At 70.7% G+C, this 25,088-nt stretch carries 20 protein-coding genes and 1 pseudogene; 14 read left to right on the plus strand and 7 right to left on the minus strand.

Annotated features, from left to right (window positions below):
• Positions 1-86: 86 nt before the first annotated feature.
• Positions 87-1,133 carry a sugar-binding transcriptional regulator gene (locus FKD65_RS41060; RefSeq protein ID WP_240809849.1) on the minus strand — a complete coding sequence of 349 codons (1,047 nt, stop codon included), beginning with the start codon at positions 1,131-1,133 and terminating at the stop codon, positions 87-89.
• A 386-nt stretch (positions 1,134-1,519) separates the two neighbouring features.
• Here FKD65_RS41060 and FKD65_RS41065 point away from each other — a divergent pair, with 386 nt between their 5' ends.
• The 5 genes from FKD65_RS41065 (at position 1,520) to FKD65_RS41085 (ending at position 6,800) form a co-directional block, all read left to right on the plus strand.
• Positions 1,520-2,206 (plus strand): DUF2291 family protein, encoded by a 687-nt coding sequence (locus tag FKD65_RS41065; RefSeq protein WP_141585142.1) that lies wholly within the window; start codon positions 1,520-1,522, stop codon positions 2,204-2,206.
• Positions 2,203-3,792 carry a sugar ABC transporter ATP-binding protein gene (locus tag FKD65_RS41070; protein ID WP_141585145.1) on the plus strand — a complete coding sequence of 530 codons (1,590 nt, stop codon included), beginning with the start codon at positions 2,203-2,205 and terminating at the stop codon, positions 3,790-3,792. The genes FKD65_RS41065 and FKD65_RS41070 overlap by 4 nt, the downstream gene beginning before the upstream one ends.
• A complete protein-coding gene (locus tag FKD65_RS41075; protein WP_141585147.1) occupies positions 3,789-4,868 on the plus strand; it encodes an ABC transporter permease in 1,080 nt (359 codons plus the stop codon). The genes FKD65_RS41070 and FKD65_RS41075 overlap by 4 nt, the downstream gene beginning before the upstream one ends.
• 97 nt (positions 4,869-4,965) lie before the next feature.
• Entirely contained in the window at positions 4,966-5,910 is a 945-nt protein-coding gene (locus FKD65_RS41080; protein ID WP_205718454.1) for a D-ribose ABC transporter substrate-binding protein, read from the plus strand.
• Positions 5,911-6,410: 500 nt separating this feature from the next.
• A complete protein-coding gene (locus tag FKD65_RS41085) occupies positions 6,411-6,800 on the plus strand; it encodes a hypothetical protein (RefSeq protein ID WP_141585151.1) in 390 nt (129 codons plus the stop codon).
• 9 nt (positions 6,801-6,809) lie between these two features.
• Here the strand turns inward: FKD65_RS41085 and FKD65_RS41090 are convergent.
• A pseudogene (locus FKD65_RS41090) lies at positions 6,810-7,271 on the minus strand (IS5 family transposase); the annotation flags it as partial.
• Positions 7,272-7,982: 711 nt separating this feature from the next.
• Here FKD65_RS41090 and FKD65_RS41095 point away from each other — a divergent pair.
• Entirely contained in the window at positions 7,983-8,705 is a 723-nt protein-coding gene (locus FKD65_RS41095) for a pentapeptide repeat-containing protein (protein ID WP_168221357.1), read from the plus strand.
• 163 nt (positions 8,706-8,868) lie between these two features.
• Here FKD65_RS41095 and FKD65_RS41100 read toward each other — a convergent pair whose 3' ends face one another.
• From FKD65_RS41100 to FKD65_RS41115, 4 genes are read right to left on the minus strand one after another with little or no spacing between them, the layout of a single operon-like run.
• Positions 8,869-9,093, minus strand: coding sequence for a hypothetical protein (locus FKD65_RS41100; protein ID WP_141585157.1), 225 nt, complete (start codon positions 9,091-9,093; stop codon positions 8,869-8,871).
• 28 nt (positions 9,094-9,121) lie between these two features.
• Positions 9,122-9,925, minus strand: a complete 804-nt coding sequence (locus tag FKD65_RS41105; RefSeq protein ID WP_240809850.1) for a citryl-CoA lyase — start codon at positions 9,923-9,925, stop codon at positions 9,122-9,124.
• A gap of 26 nt (positions 9,926-9,951) precedes the next feature.
• Complete coding sequence (locus tag FKD65_RS41110; protein ID WP_141585162.1) at positions 9,952-11,142, minus strand: CaiB/BaiF CoA-transferase family protein; 1,191 nt, start codon at positions 11,140-11,142, stop codon at positions 9,952-9,954.
• Between the two features lie 38 nt (positions 11,143-11,180).
• Positions 11,181-11,972 (minus strand): IclR family transcriptional regulator, encoded by a 792-nt coding sequence (locus FKD65_RS41115; protein ID WP_205718455.1) that lies wholly within the window; start codon positions 11,970-11,972, stop codon positions 11,181-11,183.
• Between the two features lie 404 nt (positions 11,973-12,376).
• On the opposite strand from FKD65_RS41115, the gene FKD65_RS41120 reads away from it, so the two are divergent.
• The 7 genes from FKD65_RS41120 (at position 12,377) to FKD65_RS41150 (ending at position 21,480) form a co-directional block, all read left to right on the plus strand.
• Positions 12,377-13,873 carry an aldehyde dehydrogenase family protein gene (locus FKD65_RS41120; RefSeq protein ID WP_168221358.1) on the plus strand — a complete coding sequence of 499 codons (1,497 nt, stop codon included), beginning with the start codon at positions 12,377-12,379 and terminating at the stop codon, positions 13,871-13,873.
• Entirely contained in the window at positions 13,870-14,871 is a 1,002-nt protein-coding gene (locus FKD65_RS41125) for a zinc-binding dehydrogenase (RefSeq protein WP_141585166.1), read from the plus strand. Before FKD65_RS41120 ends, FKD65_RS41125 begins: the two co-directional genes overlap by 4 nt.
• The gene (locus tag FKD65_RS41130) at positions 14,868-16,691 is read left to right on the plus strand and encodes a thiamine pyrophosphate-binding protein (protein ID WP_141585168.1); all 1,824 of its coding nucleotides are present in this window, start codon (positions 14,868-14,870) and stop codon (positions 16,689-16,691) included. The genes FKD65_RS41125 and FKD65_RS41130 overlap by 4 nt, the downstream gene beginning before the upstream one ends.
• A 48-nt stretch (positions 16,692-16,739) precedes the next feature.
• Positions 16,740-17,897 (plus strand): ABC transporter substrate-binding protein, encoded by a 1,158-nt coding sequence (locus FKD65_RS41135; protein WP_141585170.1) that lies wholly within the window; start codon positions 16,740-16,742, stop codon positions 17,895-17,897.
• A 108-nt stretch (positions 17,898-18,005) separates the two neighbouring features.
• Entirely contained in the window at positions 18,006-18,875 is an 870-nt protein-coding gene (locus FKD65_RS41140) for a branched-chain amino acid ABC transporter permease (protein WP_141585172.1), read from the plus strand.
• Positions 18,872-20,710 carry an ATP-binding cassette domain-containing protein gene (locus FKD65_RS41145; RefSeq protein ID WP_141585175.1) on the plus strand — a complete coding sequence of 613 codons (1,839 nt, stop codon included), beginning with the start codon at positions 18,872-18,874 and terminating at the stop codon, positions 20,708-20,710. Before FKD65_RS41140 ends, FKD65_RS41145 begins: the two co-directional genes overlap by 4 nt.
• Positions 20,707-21,480 (plus strand): ABC transporter ATP-binding protein, encoded by a 774-nt coding sequence (locus FKD65_RS41150; RefSeq protein ID WP_141585177.1) that lies wholly within the window; start codon positions 20,707-20,709, stop codon positions 21,478-21,480. Before FKD65_RS41145 ends, FKD65_RS41150 begins: the two co-directional genes overlap by 4 nt.
• Before the next feature lie 151 nt (positions 21,481-21,631).
• Here the strand turns inward: FKD65_RS41150 and FKD65_RS41155 are convergent, their stop codons facing one another.
• Positions 21,632-22,624, minus strand: a complete 993-nt coding sequence (locus FKD65_RS41155) for a ThuA domain-containing protein (RefSeq protein ID WP_141585179.1) — start codon at positions 22,622-22,624, stop codon at positions 21,632-21,634.
• A gap of 272 nt (positions 22,625-22,896) precedes the next feature.
• Between FKD65_RS41155 and FKD65_RS41160 the strand changes: the two genes are divergently transcribed.
• The gene (locus FKD65_RS41160; protein ID WP_141585181.1) at positions 22,897-25,062 is read left to right on the plus strand and encodes a PQQ-binding-like beta-propeller repeat protein; all 2,166 of its coding nucleotides are present in this window, start codon (positions 22,897-22,899) and stop codon (positions 25,060-25,062) included.
• The last annotated feature ends 26 nt before the right edge of the window (positions 25,063-25,088 follow it).

The raw sequence follows: 25,088 nt of genomic DNA on the forward strand, positions 1-25,088 counted from the left end.
GCAGCTCCTCTCGAGCCTGGGGCCGGCGCTCTCAGCGAGCTCGGGCACCTGATCCTCGACTAGGAGGAATATTTATTCGTAAGCGATTAGCAATACCGTATGTGGGGCTGATCGGGCGTGTCAATGGCGGCGGCCAGCCACAGGGCGGTCTGGTAGTCGGTGATCAGGACGTTGACCCAGCCGCCCAGCAGGGCGGCCCTGATCGCGGTGCGCTTGCGTTCGCCGCCCGCCACGCCGATCCGGCGCGGCACCCGGCGCAGTGTGCCCGGGGCGATCCCGAGGATCCGCTCGTCGAGGCTCGTCCGCAGGTGCCTGCCGTGCTCGTCGAAGAACCGCAGGCAGACGTCGCCGACGGCGCCGGCCGCGCGGAGCTCGGGCAACTCGCTGTCGGCGAAGGCGTTGCCGCTGTCGCGCAGCAGCGGCGAGGGGGTGAGGCTCCCGATGCCCACCAGGGCCATGGTGAGGTCGTCGCAGGCCGCCAGCGCGGACTCGATGTTGGGGTCGGTGACGATCACCTGGCGCATGGATCCGGACCCCAGCAGGCCCGGAGCGGGCAGGAACACCGGGGCGGCTCCGGTCAGCTGGGCCAGCCGTCCGGTGATCCGGGTGGCCTGCGCCTGCGCGGTGACGTTGCCGACCCCGCCGAGCATCTGGACCACCCTGCCCGCGTCCGCCGCCGGACGGGGGCTCATCGACTCCACCGCCGCCAGCAGCGTCGAGCTCCAGGAGGAGACTCCGGTGCGCTCGCCGCCCATCAGCGTGGTCTCCAGGTAGGCGGCCGCGGCCGAACCGAGCGCGGGCAGCACGTGCGGCTCGTCCGCCTGGTCGCCGGTGTCCACGACGACGACCTCGCTGAGCTTGTAGCCCTGTTCGAGCCGCTCCTCGACATCGGCGTGGACTCCGCGGGGGGTGACGACCGTCGTGCGGACGATGCCGAGCTGGGCCGCCCGCTTCAGAAGCCGCGACACCCGCGGTTGGGAGATGTGCAGCTGTGCCGCGATCTGGGGCTGGCGCATTCCGCGCTCGTGGTACATCCGCGCGACCTTGGTCAGCAGCCGGATCTGATCCGGCGGGATGTCGCTCAGGGGCAGCGCCCCGGGACCGTTCATCATGCTCGGCGCCTCTCTGTCCACACCCTCGGCCTCCCTCGCCGCCGCCGTCTCCGTGGCCCGGCGCTCGATCGGCCGGACGCCCGGCCCTGGCCGCGGCCCTGAGGCGCGGATCGCGTCGCGGGCAAACGCGGTGAGGACCGTGCAGAGCCTGAGAATAATCATTCATGGACGTTTGCCTAGTCGCCGTCTTGGGGCGTTCGAGGCGGCCCGGGAGTCGGGCCGGGCGCGGGAGTGAGGGCTGCCGGGCCCCTCCGCGCCGCGCCTCATCCGGGGCGACGCCGCATCTGACCTGCTCGGTCGAGATCGGGTCGTGATCCAAGGGGTTATTGACACCGGATTTCGGCTGCGTTAGCTTGCGGCATAGACAACAGAGCTTGAATATTAATTCAGATCGTCGAGGTGGTGCCATGGCTCACGCAGCGAGTGCCCGGCACGGGAGGCGGGCCCGCGGGCTGCGGGTTCCCGCGGTCGTCATGCTCGTCCTCTCGCTGGCCGGCTGCTCAGGCGTCCCCGGCGTCTACGTGGTCGAGAAGGCCGGCCGCGCGAGCTCCGGGGCGGGCGGAGGCGGGAAGTTCAACGCGACCGCCTACGCCGAGCAGGTCTGGGCCTCGAAGGTCGTACCGACCGCGCAGAAGAACGCCCAGGACGCCGCGACCCTGCTGCCCGCACTGCGCGCGGACCAGCAGGGGGCCGGCGCCCGCTACGGCAAGCAGGCCGGCGCCGGTTCGCCCTACTCGTTTCTGATCAAGGGAACCGGCACGGTCAAGGACGTGACCAGCGGCAACGCCGTCGGCAGCATTCAACTCGACGTCCCGGGCGCCGGGAAGACCGACGTGAACCTGGCGATCGGACCCGCCTTCGTGGGCACCGCCGTCCGCGACGCCGTCGGCTTCATCGGCTTCGGACAGTTCAACAACCAGATCGACTACGCCGACGCGGCCGCCGCGCTCAACAACAAGGTCAAGACGACCGTCGTCCGCGGCCTGGACCCGGCGTCGGTCAAGGGCAAGAAGGTCACCTTCACGGGCGCGTTCCAGCTCGTGGCCCCTTCCAGCGTCATGATCACCCCCATCACGCTGGAGGTGGCCCCGTGACGGAGCCGACCCCTCCGGCCGAAGCCCGGCCGGAGAACCCGGACGGCCCGGCGCCGGACGACCCCGCGGCCGCACCACCGGTCCTTCTCGCCGAGGACATCACCAAGACCTACGGCGGCGTGCAAGCGCTGCGCGGCGTCACCTTCCGGGGGCGTACCGGGGCGGTGAACGTGCTGGTGGGGGAGAACGGTGCGGGCAAGTCGACGCTGATGAAGATCCTCAGCGGGGCGGAGCAGCCGACCGGCGGCCGGATCCTGCTCGACGGGGAGGCGGTGGAGTTCCCCACGCCCCGCGCGGCGCTCGCGCACGGGATCGGGATCATCCACCAGGAACTCAGCCTGTTCCCCAACCTCAGCATCACCGACAACATCTTCGCCGGGCGCGAACTGCGCAACCGTGCGCACCTGAGGGGCGTCGCCGAGCAGCGCCGCCAGGCCAAGGCCGCACTCGAGCGGCTGCGGCAGGACATCGACCCCGACACCCTGGTGGGGGACCTGCCGATCGGCACCCAGCAGCTCGTCGAGATCGCGCGGGTGCTGTCCCAGGACGTCCGGATCCTGATCATGGACGAGCCGACCTCGGCGCTGAGCAACGCCGAGGTCGACGTGCTGTTCGAGGTGATGGACGACCTGCGGGCGCAGAACGTCACCGTCATCTACATCTCCCACAAGCTGGAGGAGTTCCGCAGGATCGGCGACCACGTCACCGTGCTGCGCGAAGGGGCGGTGGTGGCCGAGGCGCCCATGAGCCAGACCGACACGGGCTGGATCGTCCAGCAGATGGTCGGCCGCTCGCAGGACAGCCTCTTCACCCGCTCGGCAGGCCAGACCGGGGCCGTGCTGCTCGACGTCGAGCACCTCACGGTGCCCGGCAAGCCGGCGCCGCCGGTCGACGACGTCGGCTTCCACGTCCGGGCGGGGGAGATCGTCGGGATCTACGGGCTCATGGGGGCGGGGCGCACCGAGTTGATGGAAGCCCTGATCGGCCTGCGCCACCACACCGGCACGATCCGGGTGGACGGGCGGCGGGCCGACGACAGGCGCGTCCCGGGCCGCCTGGCGCTGGGCCTGGCGCTCGTCCCCGAGGACCGCCAGCGCGACGGGCTCGTCCAGGCGCTGTCGGTCCGCGCGAACCTGCTGCTGTCCACGTTGCGGACGCTCACCAGATACCGGCTGCTGTCGCCGGTGCGCGAGCGCGGGGCGGCCGCCGGGCAGGTCGCGGACCTGCAGATCAAGGCGCCGGGGGTCGACGCCCAGGTCACCCAGCTCAGCGGCGGCAACCAGCAGAAGGTGGTCCTCGGCCGCGCGCTGCGGACGGGCCCCAAGGTCCTGCTGCTGGACGAGCCGACCCGCGGCATCGACATCGGCGCCAAGACCGAGATCTTCCGCGTCATGAGCGACCTGGCGGACCAGGGGCTCGGCGTCCTGTTCGTCAGCTCGGAACTGGCGGAGGTGATGGGCATGTCCGACCGGATCCTCGTCATGGCACGCGGCCGAATCACCGCGGACCTGCCGCGCGCCGAGGCGACCGAGGAACGCCTCGTCGACGCCTCCGCATCAACGACCGCCATGAAGGTGAGCCCATGAGCACCAGCACCGGAAGCGACGTCGAAGGCAGCGTGGCCGCCGGACCGGGCGCCCCGGCCGGCGGGGGAGGCCGCGGGACCCGGCTCGCACTGGCCCTCCTGCAGGGCAGGACGCTCATCGTCCTGGTCGCCCTCGTGATCATGTTCAGCCTGATCTCCCGCGACTACCTGACCACGAGCAACCTGCTGCTGATGAGCAAGCACGTGTCCATCACCGCGCTGCTGGCCATCGGCGTCACCTTCGTCATCCTCACCGGCGGCATCGACCTGTCGGTCGGATCCATCGCCGGCCTCGCCGGAATGATCTCCGGGGGGCTGCTCTACGAGGGCCTGAAGCTGCCCGGCGGCGACACCGTCTGGTTCTCCACCGTCATGGTGGTCGCGATCGGGGTCCTGGTCGGAGCCGCCGTCGGGGCGGTCAACGGCCTGCTGGTCACCAGGCTCAACGTCGCCCCGTTCATCGCAACCCTCGGCGTCCTGTACGCCGCGCGCGGACTGGCCGACCTGCGCAGCAACGGCGGCACCTTCCCCAACCTCGCCGGGACGCCCGCGCGGCACAACACCGGCTTCGACGTCATGGGCGGCCAGAGCCTGCTCGGGGTCCCCGTCGCCATCTGGATCATGGTCGTGGTGGCGGCGCTGGCGATCCTCGTCACCACCCGCACCCCGTTCGGCCGCCGCGTCTACGCCGTCGGCGGCAACGAGCGCGCCGCCGAGCTGGCCGGCATCCGCACCGCCCGCGTCAAGCTCGCCGTCTACGTCATCTCCGGCGCGTGCGCGGCGCTGGCCGGGCTCATCCTCACCTCCGAACTCGGCGCCGCCTACCCCGACACCGCGACGACCTACGAGCTCAACGCCATCGCGGCGGCCGTCCTCGGCGGCACCTCGCTGTCGGGCGGCAAGGGCACCATCGTCGGCACGATCGTCGGCGCCTTCGTCATCGGCTTCCTGAGCGACGGACTCGTCCTGGTCGGCGTCTCGACCTTCTGGCAGCTCGTCGTCAAGGGCACCGTCATCGTGCTCGCCGTGGTCCTGGAGCAGACCCAGGAACGCGTCAAGGCGCGCATGGCCGCCTAACAGCCTTTCCGCACGACTTTTCCAAACCACCCCTGGAGCCGTACGGCCCGAAAGGACGTCCACGATGCACCGCTTCCTCAGCCGTTCCCTTGCCGGAGTGACCGCCGTGACCCTCGCCGCGATGAGCCTCACCGCGTGCGGCGACGACTCCAAGCCTGCCGCGGGCAAGGACGGCGGCTCCAAGCTGATCGTGATCATCACGCCCTCGCCCGACAACGTCTTCTTCAAGGCCGAGCAGCAGGCGGCCGACGCCGAGGCCAAGAAGCTCGGCTACACCACACTCGTCCTCAGCCACGACGACGACCCGACCAAGCAGAGCCAGGAGATCGACACCGCCATCTCCCGGAAGGCGGCGGCCATCATCCTCGACAACGCGGGCGCCGACTCCACCGTCACGGCGCTGCAGAAGGCCGCCAAGGCCGGCATCCCCAGCTTCCTGATCGACCGCGAGATCAACCAGACCGGCATCGCGAAGGCCCAGATCGTCTCCAACAACTCCCAGGGAGCCACGCTCGGCGGGCAGGAGTTCGCCAAGGCCATGGACCAGTCCGGCGAGTACTTCGAACTCACCGGCAAGGAGACCGACACCAACGCCGGCGTCCGCTCCAAGGGCTACCACTCCGTCCTGGACCAGTTCCCCAAGATGAAGATGGTCGCCCAGCAGAGCGCCAACTGGGACCAGACCGAGGCGCTGCAGAAGGTCCAGACCATGCTGCAGGCCCACCCCAAGGTCAAGGGCATCATCGCGGGCAACGACACGATGGCGCTGGGCGCCTGGGCGGCCCTGCAGGCCGCCAAGAAGACCGACGTGATCGTCACCGGCTTCGACGGCAGCCCCGACGTGGTCTCCTCCGTCCTCAAGGACGGCGTCAGGGCCACCGTCCTGCAGCCCGCCGCGAAGATCTCCCAGATGGCCGTCGACCAGGCCGACAAGTACATCAAGACCGGCTCGACCGGCCAGCCGGAGAAGCAGTCCGTCGACTGCGTCCTGGTCAACAAGGACAACGCCGCCAAGGTCAGCAACTTCTCCCTCGGCTCCTGAGCCGGCACTGAGCCGAGAGGCGCACCCACAGCCAGGGGCCAACGTCGCAGTCGGCAGAGATTGCTCCAGGCTGTGGGGCTCCCTCGCGGCTTCGGATGCGGCGCGCCCGCCCTGGCGGACCGACCGCCTGGTGGCGGCCTGACACAGGAAGCGGGTCCAGCAAATCCTGGACCCGCTTCTGCTCGTCACCACGCCGCCGGGTCCGGCTCGGGTGCGCCGGCGGAGTGGCATGATGCCAGCTCACGTACTTGCGATGTGTGCGTTACCAGGGAGGCAGGCGTGCCGACACCCTTGACTCTCCACCTCCAATTACGGTGATCTCGAAAAGCGGAACGACGGCGAAGGGCACCCACGTCCGAGGGGGGACTGGATACGAGATACGCACCGGGCGAGAACGAGGAGCCTCAATGCCGCCTTCCGGCCAGAACAGGCGTTTGCCATCCCAGGAGCTCCTCCCTGGAGAAAAATGGCTTCCATCCGTCGCCGCCGGGTGGTGCATCATGGTCGCCCTGGCTGGAGCCACCCTCCTGGTGAGCTGGGGGATCGCAGGGGGCATCGACGCCGGGTGCGATCACCGCCTCGACAGCCGCGGCCGGAGCGTCTGCGGAGTGCCGGACGAGGGAATGGACAGTTTCGCCGCGGCGATGACCGGACTCTTCCTGGGGGTGCTAGCGGCGGTCGGACTGGGCGCCCGAGTGACGTTCAATGGCTCGTGGTGGCCTGCTCTCGGTATCACCGCCGGTGCGGCGGCGGCCTTGCCGGTGTTCGCGATGGGAGGCGTCACCACAGGCGAGAAGATCATGCTGTGCATACCGTTGGCAACCGCCGTGATCGTGCCATGGGTCACCCGCTACCGCAGTATCAAGCGAGCCGACAGGGCGGGAAACTAAGACGTCATCTCACTTGGTGAGGCGGCGGTGGCAGATGAGGGCGGCGGCGATGCCGACGAAGGCCAGCAAGCGCTCGGGTTAGCGTTCGTAGGGGCGGTGCAGTCGGCGGCAGCCGCTCAGCCAGGACACCGTCGGTTCCACGACCCAGCGGTGTCGGCCGAGCCGGTCGGAGGACTCGATGCCGCGTCGGGCGATGCGCGGGGTGATGCTTCGCTCGCGTAGCCAGTGCCGCAGGTCGGTGTAGTCGTAGCCTTTGTCACCGTGCAGTTTTGCCGGGCGGCGGCGCTGCGGTCCGCACCGGGAGCGGATGGGTGCGATGCCCCGCACCAGCGGCTCCAGCGCGAGCCTGTTGTGGGTGTTGGCCGCCGAGATCCCGACAGACGGCGGCAGTCCGGCACGATCGACCAGCAGATGGATCTTCGACCCACGCTTGCCGCGGTCGACAGGATTCGGGCCTGTCAGCTCCCCCTTTGTCACGGTAGGGCCGACGGCTCGAACACCGGCGGCAGCTGCCACCAAGCCAAATGAGCGGATGTCTAATCAGGGTGGACGAACGCACCAAGTTCGGAGCGCGCGGCGGAACCGAGGGTGACCCGCACCCCGGGCCGTCCCACGCGACGGCGTACGGGGGCGAGCTGCCGAGTCCTGGCGAGGTCCTCACTGCCCCGGATGCCGACCGACGATACTGAGCCTTCAAGGAGGCCAGCCCGCGACGAGGCCCTCCGGGCGGGCGGCCCAGGGACCGGGCGCGGCTGCGCGCCGGGCGCTGCGAAGGGCCAAGATCCCCACGACTCCGGCGATTAGCGGGCCCTGCATGAATGCGCGCTACCTGCTCGGGCACGCCTCGGTCGCTACCAGCGGCCGCTACTTTCGCCCAGGCGTAAAGGAGCGTGTAGTCGTTCGGTACTTCACCAGGATTCCCGCAACAGAAGGGTTTCCTTCCCCCGAAGCCAGCATCTTCCAATCTCCTGGAGGAAGCGGTGCTTTCGGTATCTTTGGGCGCACTTAGGCGTCAGGTGAGCAATCTCGTCGGAGGTACCGGTGGCGTCAGGGCCGCGAGTCTCCCCACCCAGCCAACAGGACCTGGACGGTCTCGAAGCGGATAAGCGTATAGACCTGTACTGGTCACAGAAAGAGGATCGTCGCCAGAGCCGCCACCAGTGGATCAACAGCGTGGTCTTAGTGATCAGTGCGTTCTTGGCGTCGGGAGGCCTGGTCGCTACTGCAGTCACGATTCGGGGAGATCGACAGCAGTTTCAGCTTTCGCGCGAAGGATTGGTCGCAGAGCGGTACGGCAGAGCCGCGGAGCAGTTGAGCTCTAGCAGAAGAGAAGTTCGAATTGCTGCAATCTATGCCCTTGAGAAAGTGGCCGCAGATTCGCCTCGAGACGCAATTACGATCCGCGACCTGCTCGGTGCCTATGTACGCGAGCATGATCCGTCCCTCAAAGTGGAGGATGGCCAACTGCCTCCCGAACCCGAGACCGACGTCAGTGCCGCCCTTGCCGTCCTGTCCCGCCGCCCTCAGGACCCCGACAAGTCCCCGCAGCTCGACCTTCATCAGGTCCGTGTGCCCCACCTCCACCTGCCTTCCAAGGCAGAACTGTCCAACGCCAACCTGGGGGGCGCAGATCTGGGAACTGCGAGTTTGCGAGAAATAGATCTTTCCAAAGCGTTTCTCAAGAATGCGAATCTACATGATGCGGATCTCAGTGGGGCTAATTTAAGGAAATCGGATATGCGGTGCACTTATTTGGAGAAGGCCATCCTTGCTCGCGCAGATCTCCGCGGTGCGGACGTCCGAGGAGTGCGAAATGTATCAAAAGAACAAATCATACAGCAACATGTAATAATGGATGCCCAAACTAAATTCGGGCCATATCCATGCCCTAAAGACCATGCGTGAGCCTGGCGCGCAACTGCGAGGCCGTACCCGGTGGCGGTCCAGGCCCGACCCTCCGCCGCCGGGCCGCTGACCAGACAGAATCAGGCCCGCCGCCTCGCCGGCGCGGACGTCCCCTCGGCCGCACGGGTTAAGCCTTCGAGATCCGGCACGGGGACAAGGACCGCTAGGCGGGCTCGCCGCGGTCAGCGGCGAGGTCGCCGATATGGTGCTCGGATTTCTGGACGTCGTTGATCGGGACCAACATCGGCGGATGCCTGCTGATCGCCGGCGTGCGCGGCACCCGCTTGCTGGTGACGTTCACCATGCGCCATGGGAGAAACCGCTCATGAAGCTGCAAGGCCCGGCCCTGCGGATGACGATCTTCGTCCGTGAGGACGACACCTGGCATCGTCTCTGCGAGCTGGTCGGGTGGCCGCTCAGGACTTGGGCGGGGTGGGGGTCGAGGTGGGGAGGATCGTGCGGGGGATGGGGCCCTTGTTGCGTTGGCCGCTCTGGGACTCCTCCCAGGCGTGGGCGAGGATGCCGATGCTGCGGCTGAGGACGAACAGGCCGCGGGCGAGTGGGGCGGGAAAGCCGAGTTCGGCGTAGATGATGGCGGTGGCTCCGTCGATGTTCATCGGGACGGGGGCGTCCCGGCCTTCGGCGAGGAGTGCCTCCACGCATTTGCCGGCGCGGAGGTGGTCGCCGGGGACGACGCCGTCGCGGACCGCCTTCTGGACCAGGTCGATCAGTGGGTCGCGGCGGGGGTCGCGGGGATGGAAGCGGTGGCCGAAGCCGGGGAGGTAGCGGGGCCAGGCGGCGACGGTCTGCTGGGTCGCGGTGCGGAGGTCGAGGCCGGTGGCCTCGCGTTCGAGGACGTCGTCCAGGAGCCGGACGCATTGTTCGCCCGCTCCTCCGTGGGCGTCGCCGAGGGTGTTGACGGCGCTGGCGACGGCGTTGTTGAGGCCGACGCCGCAGGTGGCGGCCATGCGGGCGATGGCGATCGACGGGGCCTGGGGGCCGTGGTCGACGGCGGCGACGAGCGCCGCGTCCAGCAGGGCCGCCTGCCGCGGGGCCGGGAGGTCGCCGCGCAGCATCAGCCAGATCATGGACGTGAGGCCGGTGGTGCCGATGAGGTCCTGGACGGGGCGGCCGCGCAGTTGGATGACGCCGGGTTCCATGCGGGTGATGGCGGTCGCCCACCATCCCGCGACGGCCCCCGTCGGATCGATGTCGTTCACGGGAGCCTCCTGTGTTCGGCGGTTCGTCATGGAGTGACGGCGCTCCGGCCGTTCCAGCGGCCCCCCAGGGCGCCGCGTTCGGGGTTCTGCTCGCCGAGCAGGGGCGGCGGGCCGGTGGGGCGCAGCGGTTCGCCGTCGTGCAGGACGCCGCTGCCGACGACCTTGAGCACGCGGTCCGAGCCGTCGGGGAACGGTAGTTCGGTGAAGAAGCCGCGATGGTCGAGTTGGTCGAGCTCGACCGTCTCGGGGACGGTCGTGACGCGGGCCGCCGGGACGCCCGCGGTGCTGAGGAGCCGTTCCCATTCTTGGGCGGTGCGGTGGCGCAGGGCGCGGTTGAGTTCGCCGGTCAGCTCGTCGCGGTGCAGCTTGCGCTGCTCCCGGTCGATGAAGCGCGGGTCGTCCAGGAGGTCGCGCCGGTCGGTGAGCGCGCACAGCGTTTCGAACTGCCGCTGGCGGTTCGCGGCGATGTTGAGGGGGCCGTCGGCGGCCTCGAAGGTGCCGGAGGGGGCGGCGGTGGCGTTCTGGGTGCCCATGGGCTGGGGCGGAACGCCGCTGACGAGGTAGTTGGAGATGGCCCAACCCATGGCGGACACCGCCGACTCCAGCATGGACACGTCGAGGAACGTTCCCTCGCCGGTGCGGTCGCGGCCTGCGAGGACGGCGCAGATGTGGAGGGCGGCGGTCAGCCCGCCAACGGTGTCGCAGACGGGGAAGCCGATGCGCAGCGGGGCGGTCTCGGCGGTGCCGGTGATGCTCATCATCCCGGACAGGCCCTGGATGATCTGGTCGTAGGCGGGAGCCCGGCTCATCGGCCCGGTCTGCCCGAAGCCGGAGATCGCGCAGTAGACCAGCCGCGGGTTCAGCTCGCGCAGCCGCGGCCAGCCGAAGCCGAGCCGGGCGAGGACGCCCGCGCGGAAGTTCTCCAGGAGCACGTCGGCGCCGCGCACCATGTCCTCGAAGTCGGCGCGGTCGGCGGGGTCCTTGAGGTCGATCTCGACGGACTTCTTGCCCGCGTTCTGCGCCAGGAACGAGGCGCCGATGCCGGTCCGGTTCAGCTCGGCGTCCGGGCCGAGGCGCCGGGCGAGGTCGCCCTGCCCCGGAACCTCGATCTTGACGACCTCTGCGCCGAGCAGCATCAGTTGGTAGCTGCAGTACGGTCCGGCCAGGACGTTGGTCAGGTCGAGGACCCGGACGCCGCTGAGCGGTCGCTGTGGCATGCGGTAGCTCCTTAGGTCACGCGGGCCCCCGCGCGGGTTCAGCGCGCGGGGCTGAGCGGGTGGTCGAAGCCGCGTTCGGACATCTCCTCGGCCACCCGGCGCAGATCAGCGGCGCACTCCTCCACGACCTCGTCAGGGAAGCGGACGGTGGGGCCGCTGAGAGACAGGGCGGCGACGACGGTTCCGGACCGTCCGACGACCGGGACGGCGACGGCGGACAGGCCCTCCTCCCGCTCGCCGTGGCTGGCGGCCCAGCCACGGTGGGCGGCCTCGTCGATCCACCCCTGGAGCCGCTGGACGTGGCCCTCTCCGTAGGGGGAGGACAGGGCGACGCGGCGCAGGAGGGTGTCGGGCGCGTCGCGCAGCAGGACCTTGGAGGACGCGCCGGACCAGAGAGGCAGCTCGTCGCCGATGTGCACGACGTGCCGGAGCGGCTGCGGGCTCTCCTGCTGGGCGACGCAGACCCGGTAGATGTCGCGGACCATGTAGAGGTTCACCGTCTCGCGGCGGCGGGCGCCGAGGTCCCGCATGAACTTGCGGGTCTCCGGCGGGAGTTCCCAGCTGCTGCGCGCCAGGTGCGCCCACCGCCACAGGCCGGGCCCGGGAAGGTAGCCGTTGGGAGCGGCCCAGAGCAGGCCGTTCTGCTCGAGGGTCTGGACGAGGCGGATGACGGTCGTCTTCGCCAGGCCCGTCGCCTCGACGATCTCGCGGATCGAGATGACCGGGCGCTCCTCGCCGAGCAGGGACATGATCTCCACGGCGCGCTGGACGCTGCGGACGCCTCCGGCGTCGGCCGCCTGCTCGCCGCCGTTCTTCTTCGCTGGGCTCACTGGTTCTCCCCGATTCTGGTCCGGGACGGTGGAAGCACGAGTGTCCCGGTTTTTCCGCCGGCGGGAGGCGCGGAACCGGCGAAGACCGCGCCCCTGGGCAGGGACGGTCCGTACGTTACACGCAGTCCATACAGCGGTCTAGTTGGACCGTCAGTCGGTCTCAAATGGAACCGATGGCGAAGTTTTTCCCCCGCGCCCTTCCCCTTGTCAGCTCGGGCACCTATAACTAACTCACTGGTTCGAACATTACGGACCGGGCCGAGCGGCGGAGGTGATGAGCCATGCGGGAGCCCCTCGTTGCCGAGTCGCGCCGCGAAAGTTTCTCCCCAGCGGCCCTTGTCAGTGCCCGGCGGCGGCCCTTACGTTGACCCGAAGTCCGCATGATAGCACTAGAAGTCCGCTTGATGGATCAGGAGGAATGGATGCTGGAAGCGGTGCTCGCGGCGGCCACCGAGGGCGGGCCGGTACAGGCGGCTGCTCTCGTCGGCGGCCGGTGGAGTACGGACGGTCCGCAGAGCGAACGCGTCGGACCGTATCTGCGTACGACGGTCAGCCGGGCTCCGGCCGCCGGGCCCGCCGACGTCGCCGCCGTCCGCGGCCACGCGCGCGACTACGCCCGGACGGTGGCGCGGCTGACGCCCGCCTCGCGGGCGGAGGTGCTGGAGCGGGCCTCGTGCGCCGCCGCCGACAATCGCGGGGACCTGGCCCGGCTGCTCGCGCTGGAGCTGGGCAAGCCCGTCAGGGACGGCCTGGGCGAGATCGACCGCGTCGCCGACACCTTCGCCGTCTGCGCCGCCGAGGCGCGGCAGATCGGGGGAGAGACCCTTCCCGTCGCCGGATGGGCCCGCGGGGCCCGCGACACGGCCTTCACCTACCGGGCCCCGGCGGGCGTCGCGCTCGCCATCACCCCCTTCAACGCGCCGGCGAACCTCCTCGCGCACAAGCTGGGCGCCTCGTTCGCCGCGGGGAACACCACGATCGTCAAGGCGCCGCCGCAGGCTCCCGCGGTCTCCACGGCGGTCGTCGCGCTGCTGGTCGAGGCGGGGATGCCCGTCGAGGCCGTCCAGCTGCTGCACGGGGACGGCGCGGTCGGCGCCGAGCTGTGCGCGGCGGAGGAGGTGGCCGTCATCAGCTTCACCGGCAGCGCCGCCACCGGGGCGGCCGTCGCCAGGGCGGCCGGGGCCAAGCGCCTGGTGCTGGAACTGGGTGGGAACGCCGCCACGATCGTGTGCGAGGACGCCGACATGGCCGAGGCCGCCCGGATCTGCGCTCGCACCGGCTACAGCAACTCCGGCCAGAGCTGCATCTCCGTCCAGCGCGTCTACGTCCACCGCTCGCGCTTCGAGGAGTTCCTGGGCCGCTTCACCGCCGAGGTGGAGTCGCTCACCGTGGGCGATCCGCTGGATCCGGACACCGACGTCGGCTCGATGGTGGACGAGGACGCCGCCGAACGGGTGGTTCTCTGGAGCGCGGAGGCCGCCGAGCAGGGTGCGCGCGTGCTCCTCGGCGGCAGCCGGGACGGGGCCACGGCGCTGCCGACGGTCGTGGCCGATCCGCCGCCCGAAGCCTCGCTCGTCCGCGAGGAGGTCTTCGGCGCGCTGGTCGCGGTCATGCCGTACGACGACTTCGGCGGCGTCGTCGAGCGTTGCAACCAGAGCCGGTACGGCCTCCAGGCGGGCCTGTTCACCCGTGACGTGGACCGGATCGTCACGGCGTGGCGCGAGCTGGAGGTAGGCGGGCTCGTCGTCAACGGCTCGTCCAACTACCGCCTGGACCACGTGCCCTTCGGCGGCGTCAAGGACTCCGGCTTCGGGCGCGAGTCGCCTCGCTGCATGATCGAGGATTTCACGGTCGTGAAGACGCTGATGCTCCGCGGCACCTCGCTGTGGGGCGCCGCGTGAAGGGGGGCGCGCTCGTCGCGCCCGGGACGGTGGCGGTCGTGGACGACCTGCCCGAGCCTGCCTGCGGCCCGGACGACGTCGTCGTCGCGGTCCACGGGGTGGGGCTGTGCGGGTCGGACCTGGCGGTCGTCTCGGGCCATCGCCCCGTGCCCGCACTGCCGTGGGTGCTCGGGCACGAGGCGTTCGGCGTCGTCGTGGCCGCCGGCGTCGGGGTCGTCGACCGGTTCCCCGGGCAGCGCGTCGTCGTCGAACCCAACTACCCGTGCCTGCGCTGCGCGCCGTGCCGGTCGGGCGCGACGGCGGGCTGCCGGAACCGCCGGGCGGCGGGCATCTCCGAGCCGGGGCTGCTGGCCGAGCGCGTCGCGGTGCCGGCCCGATTCACCTGGCCCGTCCCGGACGGCTGGGACGACACCGACGTCGCCTGCGTGGAGCCGTTCACAGTGGCGCTGAACGCCGTCCGCATGAGCGGCCTCACCCTGGGGGACCGGTGCCTGGTCGTCGGCGCGGGCTCCCAGGGGCTGCTGGTGACGGTGGCCGTAACGCACGCCGGGGGCGTCCCGTTCGTCGTCGAGCCCCATCCGGGGCGCCTGGCGCTCGCACGGGAACTGGGCGCCGAGGACGCCTCAGACCCCCCGTCGGGGACGACCTTCCCGGTGGTGATCGAGACCTCCGGCGTTCCGGAGGCGTTCGAGCAGGCGCTGGAGCGCACGTCCCCGGGCGGCTCCCTCATCGCCGTCGGCCAGAGCGGCCGGCGCGCCCGCCTGTCCACCCTCACCCTCGTGCAGCGGCGCCTGACGTTGCGCGGCTGCCTCATCTACGACCACCCGGCGGACTTCCCCCGCACGATCGCGACGATGGCCGAGCACGACCTCCACCTGGGAAGGGTGCTGCGCGAGCGCTTCGAGCTCGCCGAGGCGCCGACGGCGTTCGCGCGGGCGGCCGAGATCGCCGGCAAGACCTGGATCAGCATGCCCCGAACCGAGGAGAACGCCTCATGACCGTGGACGTCCACCCCCGTGACGACAGCGCCGTGTCGGTGTCCGCGGCGGAGGCGCTCGTCCGGCAGCTCGAAGGCTACGGCGTGGAGTACGTCTTCGGGACCTGCGGCCACACCAACATCGCCCTGCTGGATGCGCTGGGTCGCAGCCCCATCACCTTCGTCATCGCGCGCCACGAGCAGGCCGCGGCCCACGCCGCCGACGGCTACGCCCGCGCCTCCGGCAAGCCGGGCGTCCTGCTGGTCCACGTCGGGCCGGGCATGATGAACGCCGTCACCGGCGTGGCCACCGCAGCACTCGACTCTGTGCCGCTGGTCGCCATCGCCGGCGACATCCCGTCCTACTACCACGGCCGGCACCCGCACCAGGAGGTCAACCTCCATGCCGACGCCGACCAGACCGCCATCTACCGGCCCTTCGTCAAGCGCGCCTGGCACGTCCACCGCGCCGAGGACCTCGCCCGCTTCACCGAGCGCGCGTTCTGGACGGCCTCCTCCGGGCGCCCCGGCGCGGTCCTGCTCAACGTGCCGATGGACCTGTTCTCGCGGCGCGTCGCCCCGGCCGGGCATCCACTCCCGGCACACGAGGCGGCGCCCGCCCTGCCCGCCGACGTCGCCGAGCGGATCGCCGTGCTGCTCGCCGAGGCCGAACGGCCGCTGATCTACCTTGGCGGCGGGCTGCGCGCCGCGGCGGGCCGCCGCGCGCTGCTCGCGCTCGCCGAACACCTCGACATCCCCATGGCCCACTCGCTCATGGGCAAGGGCACCGTGCCGGACGACCACCCGCTGCTGCTCGGCATGCCGGGCTTCTGGGGGCTGCGCGCGACCAACGACTACGCCCGCTCGGCCGACGTCGTGCTCGCCCTGGCCACTCGGTTCGCCGAGACCGACGCCAGCTCATGGGACCCGCGCCACACCTGGAACCTCGGAGCGGCCGGCGCGGACGGTGACACCCCGGGGCGGCTCATCCAGATCGACATCGACCCCGCGGAGATCGGACGCAACTACCCGGTGGAGATCGGCGCCGTCGCGGACGTGACGCTCGCCGTGCAGGCGGTCGAAGCGGCCGTGCGGAAGGTCCGGCCCGAGCCGGCGGCACGACCGGGACTGCGCGAGCGCATCCGTGCCGCCCGCTCGGAGCTGTTCGAGCGGAGCCGCGAGCGCGGTCGCGACGCGGCCTTCCCGCTGCGGCCCGAGCGCATCCTCGCCGACCTGCGGGAGGCGCTGCCGCCCGACGCCATGCTGGTCACCGACGTCGGCTGGAACAAGAACGGCGTGGCCCAGTGCTACGAGCTGCCCGCCGAGGGGCGGTTCATCACCCCCGGCGGCGCGTCCACCATGGGCTTCGGCCCCGCCGCGGCCGTCGGCGTGCAGATCGGCGCCCCCGGCAGGGTCGTGGTGGCGCTGGTCGGCGACGGTGGCATGAGCGCTCAACTGCCGGCCGTCCCGATGGCGGTCGAGCAGGGCCTGCCGGTCGTGTTCGTGGTGATGAACAACCGCGCCCACGGCACCATCGCAGACCTCCAGGCCGCCAACTTCGGCGCGAGCCACGGCTGCGAGTTCCGCGACCCGGACGGCCGGCCCTACAGCCCCGACTTCGCCGCTCTCGCCGAGGCGTGCGGAGCCGACGGACACCGGATCGACGCGCCGGAGGCGCTGCTGCCGGCGCTGCGCGCGGCCGTCGCCGCCCGCCGTCCGGCGGTCCTCGACGTGCCCATGGTCAACGAGCCCGTGCCCACACCCGGGCACTGGAACATCAACGACATCTACCAGGGTGTCTTCCCGGGCGACAGCGGTCACCCCACGCTGCCCACCTCCTGAGCCCACCGACCCCCACCCACCCCGACATCCACCCACCGAGGTGAAGCAATGTTCACTATCCCCCGACTCCGTGTCACCGCCCTGGCCGCCGGAGTCCTCGCCGCGGGCCTGACCGCGGCGTGCGGCGCCCCCGGGGAGTCGAAGGACTCCGGCTCCGGCGGCAGCGGACCGATCAAGATCGCCGTCGTCGACGCCCAGAGCGGGCAGCTGAGCTCGCTCGGCAAGTGGGAGCACAAGGGCGCCAAGCTCGCCGTCGACGAGTGGAATGCCAAGGGCGGCGTCAACGGCCGGAAGATCCAGCTCGACGTCTTCGACGACCAGGGCGACCCCACGGTCGGGACGAACCTCGCCCGCAAGATCGACAGCCAGGGGTACATCGCGATGCTCGGCACCGCCGAGAGCGCCGTCACGATCGCCATGGCGCCCTCGCTCAGGCAGGCCGGGATCCCCAACATCGCCTCGGGGCAGTCACCGGGCATGGTGGCGCTGAAGAGCCCCTTCCTCTTCCTCAACGGGCCCACGAGCACGACCTACGACGAGACCCTCGCCAAGTACGTCGTCGATCAGAAGAAGATGAAGAAGATCGCGATGATCAGCAACAACGGGTCCTACGGCAAGGGCGAGCACGACGCCTTCCTCAAGGCGCTCGGCGATCGGGGCCTCAAGCCCGTCGCCGACGAGGTCGTCACCACCGACCAGAAGGACTTCAGCGCCCAGCTCACCAAGGTCCGGCAGAAGTCTCCGGAAGTGATCTTCCTCGGCGCCGAGGAAGTGGAGTCCGGCCTCATCGTCAAGCAGGCCCGCGACCTCGGCATCACCGTGCCGTTCGCGGGAGCGGCGCCGCAGGGGACCCCCGTGTACCGCGACACGGCCGGCGTCAAGAACGCCGAGGGGACCATCGTCAGCTCGCCCTACCTCGGCAACCAGGTGAGCGAGGCGTCCAAGAAGTTCGCGGCCGCCTACAAGGCCGCCTACGGCGAGGACGCCGAACTGCACGGCGCGAAGGCCTACGACGGTGCGCAGATCCTGCTCACCGCGCTGCAGAGCAGCGGCGTCGCGACCGGCAGGAAGCTCGCCGACGCGATCCGCGCGGTGCGCTACCAGGGCCTGCTCGGCGACTTCGCCTACGACGAGACGGGTGTCGGCATCAAGGCCACCACGATCGGGATCATGAAGAACGGGACGGTCGTCGAGGCCGGCGTCTGATCCGGCGACCGTGACGGGCCCCCGCGGCCGGGCACGCACGCGGTGCCCGGCCGCCCGCCCCGCGTCCCCGGCCGGCCCCTCCGCCGGCCCGCGTCAGAAAGAAGAACCATGCAGGTCTTCCTCCAGACACTCATCGGCGGGCTGAGCCTCGGCGCGATCTACGCCCTCGTCGCGATGGGGTTCTCCCTCGTCTACCGCACCATGGGCCTGGTCAACTTCGCGCACGCCGACGTGCTCATGATCGGCGCCTACACCGCCTCCACGTTCTACATGTCCAGCAAGCTGCCCTTCGCGGTCGCCATGGCCCTGGCCATCGCGATCACCGCGCTCATCGGCCTGTTCATCGAGCGGGTCCTGCGCCCGCTGGAGAACAAGGACTTCACCCTGATGCTGATCGGCACGATCGGCTTCGGGATGGTCCTGCAGGCCGTCGCGGTGCTCATCTGGGGCGCCACCGGCCGCGCCGTCGCGTCCCCGGTCAAGGCGGCGCCGCTGGAGTTCCTCGGGCTGCGGGTGCGCACCTACGACCTCGTCGTGCTGCTCATCGCGGCCGTCGCGGTGCTGCTGCTCGTCGGCTTCCTCCAGCGGACGAAGATGGGCGCGGCCATGCAGGCGGTCGCCATGGACCACGAGGCGGCCACCGCGGTCGGCATCCATGTCGGCCGCAGCAACGCGATCGCCTTCGCCATCGGCGCCGGGCTCGCCGCGCTGGCCGGCGGCCTCGTCGGCCCGCTGCTGTACGTGAACGCGACGATGGGCGGGACCATCGGGATCAAGGGCTTCGCCGCCGCCATGCTCGGCGGCTGCGGGAACGTGCCCGGGGCGATCGCCGGCGGCTTCCTCATCGGGATCCTTGACTCGTTCGCCGCAGGGCACTTCCAGGGCTACTCCGAACTGGTGGTGTTCCTGGTGTTCACCGTGGCCATCATGGTCCGGCCGACCGGCCTGTTCGGCGAGACGACGGTGAGCCGGGCATGAACGCACTCCTGCGCCACCGCCGCACCCCGCGGTTCGCCACGATCGCCGCCTTCGGCCTGATCGCCTGGCTGCTGCCGTACCAACTCGGCGGGTACGCCATCCACGTCGTCGACATCGCGCTGGTGTTCGCGCTGCTGGCCGTAGGCATGGGCCTCGCCATGGGGATCGCCGGCCAGATCAACCTCGCGCAGGTGGCCTTCTTCGGGGTCAGCGCCTACGCCACCGCGATCCTCACCACCCACGAGGGGCTCGGGTTCTGGCCCGCCGCCCTGATCGCGCTCGTGGCCACCGCCCTGATCGGGCTGCTGGTCGGCATACCGGCACTGCGCATGCAGTCGCACTACCTCGGCATCGTCACCCTCGGTCTCGCGCTCGGGTTCATCAACTGGACGACCAACGCCGAGATGGCCGGCGGCGCCGAGGGCATCTCCGCCATCCCCGTCCCGCCGATGTTCGGCGTCGACCTGTCCAGCGAGTACCTGTACTACTACGTCGAGGTGGTGGTGTTCGCGGCCGCGCTGGCCTTCGGGCTCTTCGTCGTCCGGACCGGGCTCGGGCGCAGGATGATGGCCATGCGGGACGACCCGCTGGCCGCCGGCGCCGTCGGCGCGCAGATCCCGCTGCTGCGGATGACCGCGTTCATGCTCTCCAGCGTCTTCGGCGGCCTCGCGGGCATCCTCTACGCCGGGCTCATCCGCTACGTCGCGCCCGACACCTTCAACATCGCCAACATGTTCCTGCTGCTCGCCATGGTGGTGATCGGCGGTCGGCAGAGCCTCGTCGGCTGCGTCGTCGGCGCGGTCGGGCTGACGCTCATCCGCGAACGGCTCGTCGACTACCCCACCTACGCGCAGCTCGGCTTCGGCGTCGTCGTGGTCCTCATGGTGGTGTTCGCGCCGACGGGTCTCGCCGGGATCCCGGCACGGGTGAGGACCATGGTGGACCGCCGCCGGGGCCGGACCGCCGAGCGCACCGCCCTGGGCCCGTTCCGGCCGTACCGACCCGCCGAGGGCGGCACCGGGCCGGACGGAGAGCCGGTCCTGGAGATCAGGGAGATCGCCAAGCACTTCCGCGGCCTCAAGGCGCTGAAGGACGTCTCGCTGACGGTGCGGCGGGGCGAGATCCGCGGCATCGTCGGCCCGAACGGCTCGGGGAAGACGACGCTCTTCAACGTCATCAGCGGCTTCTACAGACCGTCCGGGGGCCGGGTGCTGCTGGACGGCCGGGTGGTGTCGGGATCGCGCCCGTACCGGCTCTCCATGCTGGGCGTGGCCCGCACCTTCCAGAACCTGCGGCTGTTCGGGGAGCTGAGCGTCCGGGACAACCTCCTGGTCGCGCTGGACCGGTCCCGCACCCGCGCGATCTGGCGGTACGCGCTGTGGCCCGTCGGGATCTGGCGGCAGGAGCGCCGGCTGCACCGGCGGGCGGACGAGCTCCTCGACCGGTTCGGGCTGACCGGGTTCGCCGGGGCCGCGCCGGGAGCGCTGCCCTACGGCATCCAGCGGCGCATCGAGATCGCCCGCGCGATGGCGTCCGGGCCGCGCCTGCTGCTGCTCGACGAGCCGGCGGCCGGGCTGAACGGCGAGGAGGTCCGCCAGCTCGCCGAGATCGTCCGCTCGATCCGCGACAGCGGCGTCACCGTCGTCCTCATCGAGCACAACATGGGCCTCGTGATGTCACTGTGCGAGCGGGTCACCGTGCTCGCCGGAGGCTCGGTGATCGCCGAGGGCACGCCCGCCGAGGTGGTCGCCGACCACGCGGTGATCGAGGCCTACCTCGGAGACTCCGCCATGGCAGGCATGCCCCTCCCGGACACCAGCGAGGTGACCTCATGAACGCCGACACGACCTCCGCCGGAACCAGGCGCGAGAAGCCGCCTCCGGAGAGCGAGGGGGCGACCCTCACCGTGGAGGACCTGTCCGTCCACTACGGGGGAGTGTGCGCGGTCAGCTCGATCGGCTTCACCGTCGAGCCCGGCCAGTCGGTGGGCATCATCGGCGCGAACGGTGCGGGCAAGACCTCCACGCTCAAGGCGCTGATGGGCCTGGTGCCGCGCAGCGGCGGCCGCGTCACCTTCGGCGGGACCGACCTGGCGAAGGTCAGGGCGCGCGACGTCGTCAGGCACGGCATCGGCTACGTCCCCGAGGGGCGGCACGTCTTCCCCGGCCTCACGGTCGAGAAGAACCTGATGCTGGGCGCCTACGCCCGGTCGTGGCGCGACTCCGGGACCAGGGAGAGCCTCGCCGAGGTCTACGAGTTGTTCCCGGTGCTGGGAGAGATGCGGTCCCGGCTCGCCGGCGCCCTGTCCGGCGGGCAGCAGCAGATGCTGGCCGTCGGCCGGGCGCTGATGGCCCGGCCGCGGCTGATCCTGCTGGACGAGCCGTCCATGGGCCTGTCACCGAAGCTCGTGGAGGACATCCTCGCCGTGCTGCTGCGGCTGCGCGGGGAGGGGCTGAGCCTGCTGCTGGTCGAGCAGAACGCCAAGCTGACCTTCGAGGCGACGAGCGACTGCGTGGTCATGGAGAACGGGGAGGTGGCCATGACCGGCACCTCCGCCGAGCTGCGCGACGACGTCCGCGTCCGCCGCATCTACCTGGGCCTGTAGTGCGGGCGGGCACTGGACACCGCGCCTGCGGACGTTGAGGCGCGGTCGCACGTTCCCGCTCGGCACCCGCGCCGCCTGTCGCCGCCCGGAACGCGATCCGGGCGGCGACAGGCGGGGGAGGCGGCACGGTGGGGCGCCGGCCCCGCGTGCGTCAGCGGCAGAAGGGCTTCTTGCCCATGGCGGACTCGATCCCGTTGAGCAGCAGGCTCTGGAACTCCTTCGCCCCGGCGAAGGAGCCGCCGTCATCGGTGAACGCCTTGGCGTCGTGGCCGAGTGTGGTGAGCCATGCGCGTCCGCCGTCGTAGTACTGGCACCAGGCCACCGGGTGGAGCGAGCCGTGGCCCGGGTGGTTCATGTTGCCCGCGATCCCCTGCGTCAGGGTCCCCTCGTCCACGGTCGCCAGGAACCGCACGCGGCTCGGGAAGGGGACGAGGTTGTACCACTCGTCGGTGAAGGCCCAGCGGCTCGGCAGCCCCGCGGTGGAGACGTCCTTGCGGTCGACGGTCTGGACCGTTCCGGGCTGCTCTCGCGGGTGGTCGTAGAAGTTGGCGCCGCCGAGGAGGCCCTCGTACCACGGCCAGTTGTACTCGGTCCCGAACGCGTTGTGGACGCCGACGAATCCGCCGCCGCCCCGGACGTACTGGCGCAAGGACGTCTGGGCCGCGTCGTCGAGGGTGTCGCGGCTGGTGCTGAGGAACACGACCGCGTTGTAGCCGAAGAGCCTGGCCGGGGAGGCCAGCTGCGCCACGTCCTCGGTCCAGTCGACGGAGAACCCGTTGTTCCGGCCCATCTCCACCAGGGCCTTCTGAGCCGCGTTCGCGTCGCCGAGCGGGGGGTTCATGCCCGGCGGGAGAGCGGGCCCGAGGTTGGCGTGCCGGGGCCCTGCGGTCCGGCTGTAGACGAGGACCCTGTAGCCCTTCGACGCGTCGAAGTTGCCCCAGTCGTGGTAGCAGCGCGGGTCGGTGCCGCGGCACACGCCGTAGTCGGGGTCGCCGAGCTCCTGGGCGCCGCGGTCCTTGGGTCCGGCGAGCGCGCCGCCCGCGGTGGCGGGCACCCCGGTGAGCAGCGACGTGGTGACGAGCACCGCGGCCGTGCCGAGTGCGGCGGCAGTCGCGGTGGCGAGGCGGGACGAGGGTCTCCTCATGGAACGGGTTCCTTCCTGGCAAGCGGCCTCTGTGGTCCGTCTAGCGGTCAAGTTGGACCGTCAAGAGGTTCAAGGAACATCTCATGTGAAGCTTGGCGGCGGCAATACCCGACCACATACTGCGGCTCCTGCGGCTCTTCTCTGCGACGAAACAATGGTTTGGCGCGACGAGTTCCTTGGGCGCCTCTTGTCAGGGGCGGGAAATCGACTTACCGTGGCGTCCGTTCAATGGACCTTCAAGTCCGTCTAGTGGACCATGAGAGGAAGCGGGCATGGAACGACGGAACTTCCTGACCGGTGCGGCCGCGGCCGTCGGCGGCACCATGGCCTTCGCGCCGCTCCGTGCCCCGGAGGCGCAGGCCCAGACGGCCGGCTCCCGGCTCGCGCTGCCGGTGCCCCGCCAGCCGGCCGCGTTCGGTCCCACCGGACGCGACTTCCCGAAGGTCTGCGGGAACCTCGCCAACCAGAACCACTCCACGCTGCGCGGGATCAACCGCGGCAACGTCAGGCACCTGGGCGGCGCCTGGCACGTCAACCTCGAAGGCGGCAGCACCTCCGGCCGCTCGCAGCAGAGCACGATCGTCGCCCAGGACGGCGTCCTGTACGTGCAGACCGCCCAGCAGAACGTGTTCGCCGTCGACGGCCGGACCGGCGAGGTCAAGTGGCGGACCGGCGTCGGCGCCCGGCAGACCAACATGCGCGGGGTGGGGCTGGGGGAGGGGCTGGTCTTCACGACCTCCGGCGAGAACATCGTCTACGCCCTGGACCAGAGGACCGGCGCCGTCGTCTGGCAGCGCGAGCTGCTCATCGCGGGGGAGGGCGATCCGTCCTGCGACCCTCAGGAGGGGCAGTGCGGCGGCAACCGCGGCGGGCTCGCCGGGGCCATCGTCTACTGGGACGGCCTCATCTACGTCGGGACCGAGGGCAGCACGGCCGGCGCCCGCGGCCGCGGCTACGCGCTGAACGCCCGGACCGGCGAGGTCGCCTGGACGTTCTGGGGCACGCCCGGCCCCGGCGAGTACGGCAACGACACCTGGGAGGGCGACACCTGGAAGACCGGCGGCGCCGTCTGCTGGATCCACCCCGCGGTCGACCCGGAGCTGGGCCTGGTCTACTGGACGTTCGGCAACCCCTACCCCCGGACGAACGGCTCCACCCGGGGCGGCGCGAACCTGTTCTCCAACTGCCTGGTCGCCATCGACGCCAAGACCGGGAAGCGCCGCTGGCACTTCCAGTCCGTCCACCACGACATCTGGGACTACGACAACGTCATGGCCCCGGTACTGATCGATCTGCAGGTCGGCCACCGCAAGCGCAAGGTCGTGGTCTACGGCAGCAAGGTCGGGATGTACTACATCCTGGACCGTGCGACCGGCAGGCCCGTGCACGGCATCACCGAGCGGCCCGTCCCGCAGGAGCCGCGCCAGAAGACCTGGCCCACCCAGCCCTTCCCCGGCGGCGAGCCGTTCGTCCACCAGGCCCCGAGCTTCCACGACACCACCAGGCCGGTGCCCTACTACCCGACCGGTGGGATCTTCACGCCGTTCTGGGACGACGCGACCATCCTGTTCCCCGGCGCGGGCGGCGGCGCGGACTGGTCGTACCTGTCGTTCAGCCCGCACACCGGGTTCGTCTACGTCGGCTACGGGCTGATCAACTCGTCCTACTCCAACACCGACGGCGGGCGCGTCAACACCGCGCGCCCCCTCGGGGAGTACTTCTCCGGCGGACTCGCCGCCGTGGACCCGCGCACGAACAAGCCCGTGTGGCGCAAGGAGGGCGAATGGTCCCTCGCCCACGGCAACGGCATTCTCACGACCGCCGGGCGCGTGATGTTCCAGGGCAGGCCGGACGGGGTGCTCGTCGCCATGGACGACACCGACGGCCGCGACCTGTGGACGTGGCAGTGCGGCGCGGGCGTCCACACCAGCCCGATCAGCTATGAGATCGACGGCGAGCAGTACATCGCGGTCTTCGCCGGCGGCAGCGGGCTGCCCTACCCCGACATCCCCAAGGGCGACCACCTGTGGGCGTTCAAACTCGACGGCAGGGTCGGCCCCGCGCCCGCGCCCACGCCGCCGTCCAAGCGGAACCAGATCCGCACGGCCGCGGTCGCGGGCAGCGCCGTGAACGACACCGTCACGCTCGGCCGGATCTGGGACCCCGCGGCCGGCGCGCCCGGCGGCGAGGAGAACACCGTCGCCCAGAACGCCATGTCACCGCAGCACCTGACGGTCCCGGTCGGGACCGAGGTCACCTTCGTCAACCCCGCCGGCAACGAGCACTCCCACGGCGCCGCGTCGTTCTTCGAGCACGTCTTCAACAGCGGGCGGCTCAAGCCCGGTGAGTCCTACAAGCACAGGTTCACCGGGCGCGGCGAGTACTTCTACAACGACCCCGTCTTCCCGCAGAGCACCGGGAAGATCGTCGTCCAGTGAGCCGCCCGGGGCGGTGCCCCGGGCCT

This window comes from Actinomadura sp. WMMA1423, from assembly GCF_006547145.1.
Lineage (GTDB): Bacteria > Actinomycetota > Actinomycetes > Streptosporangiales > Streptosporangiaceae > Spirillospora.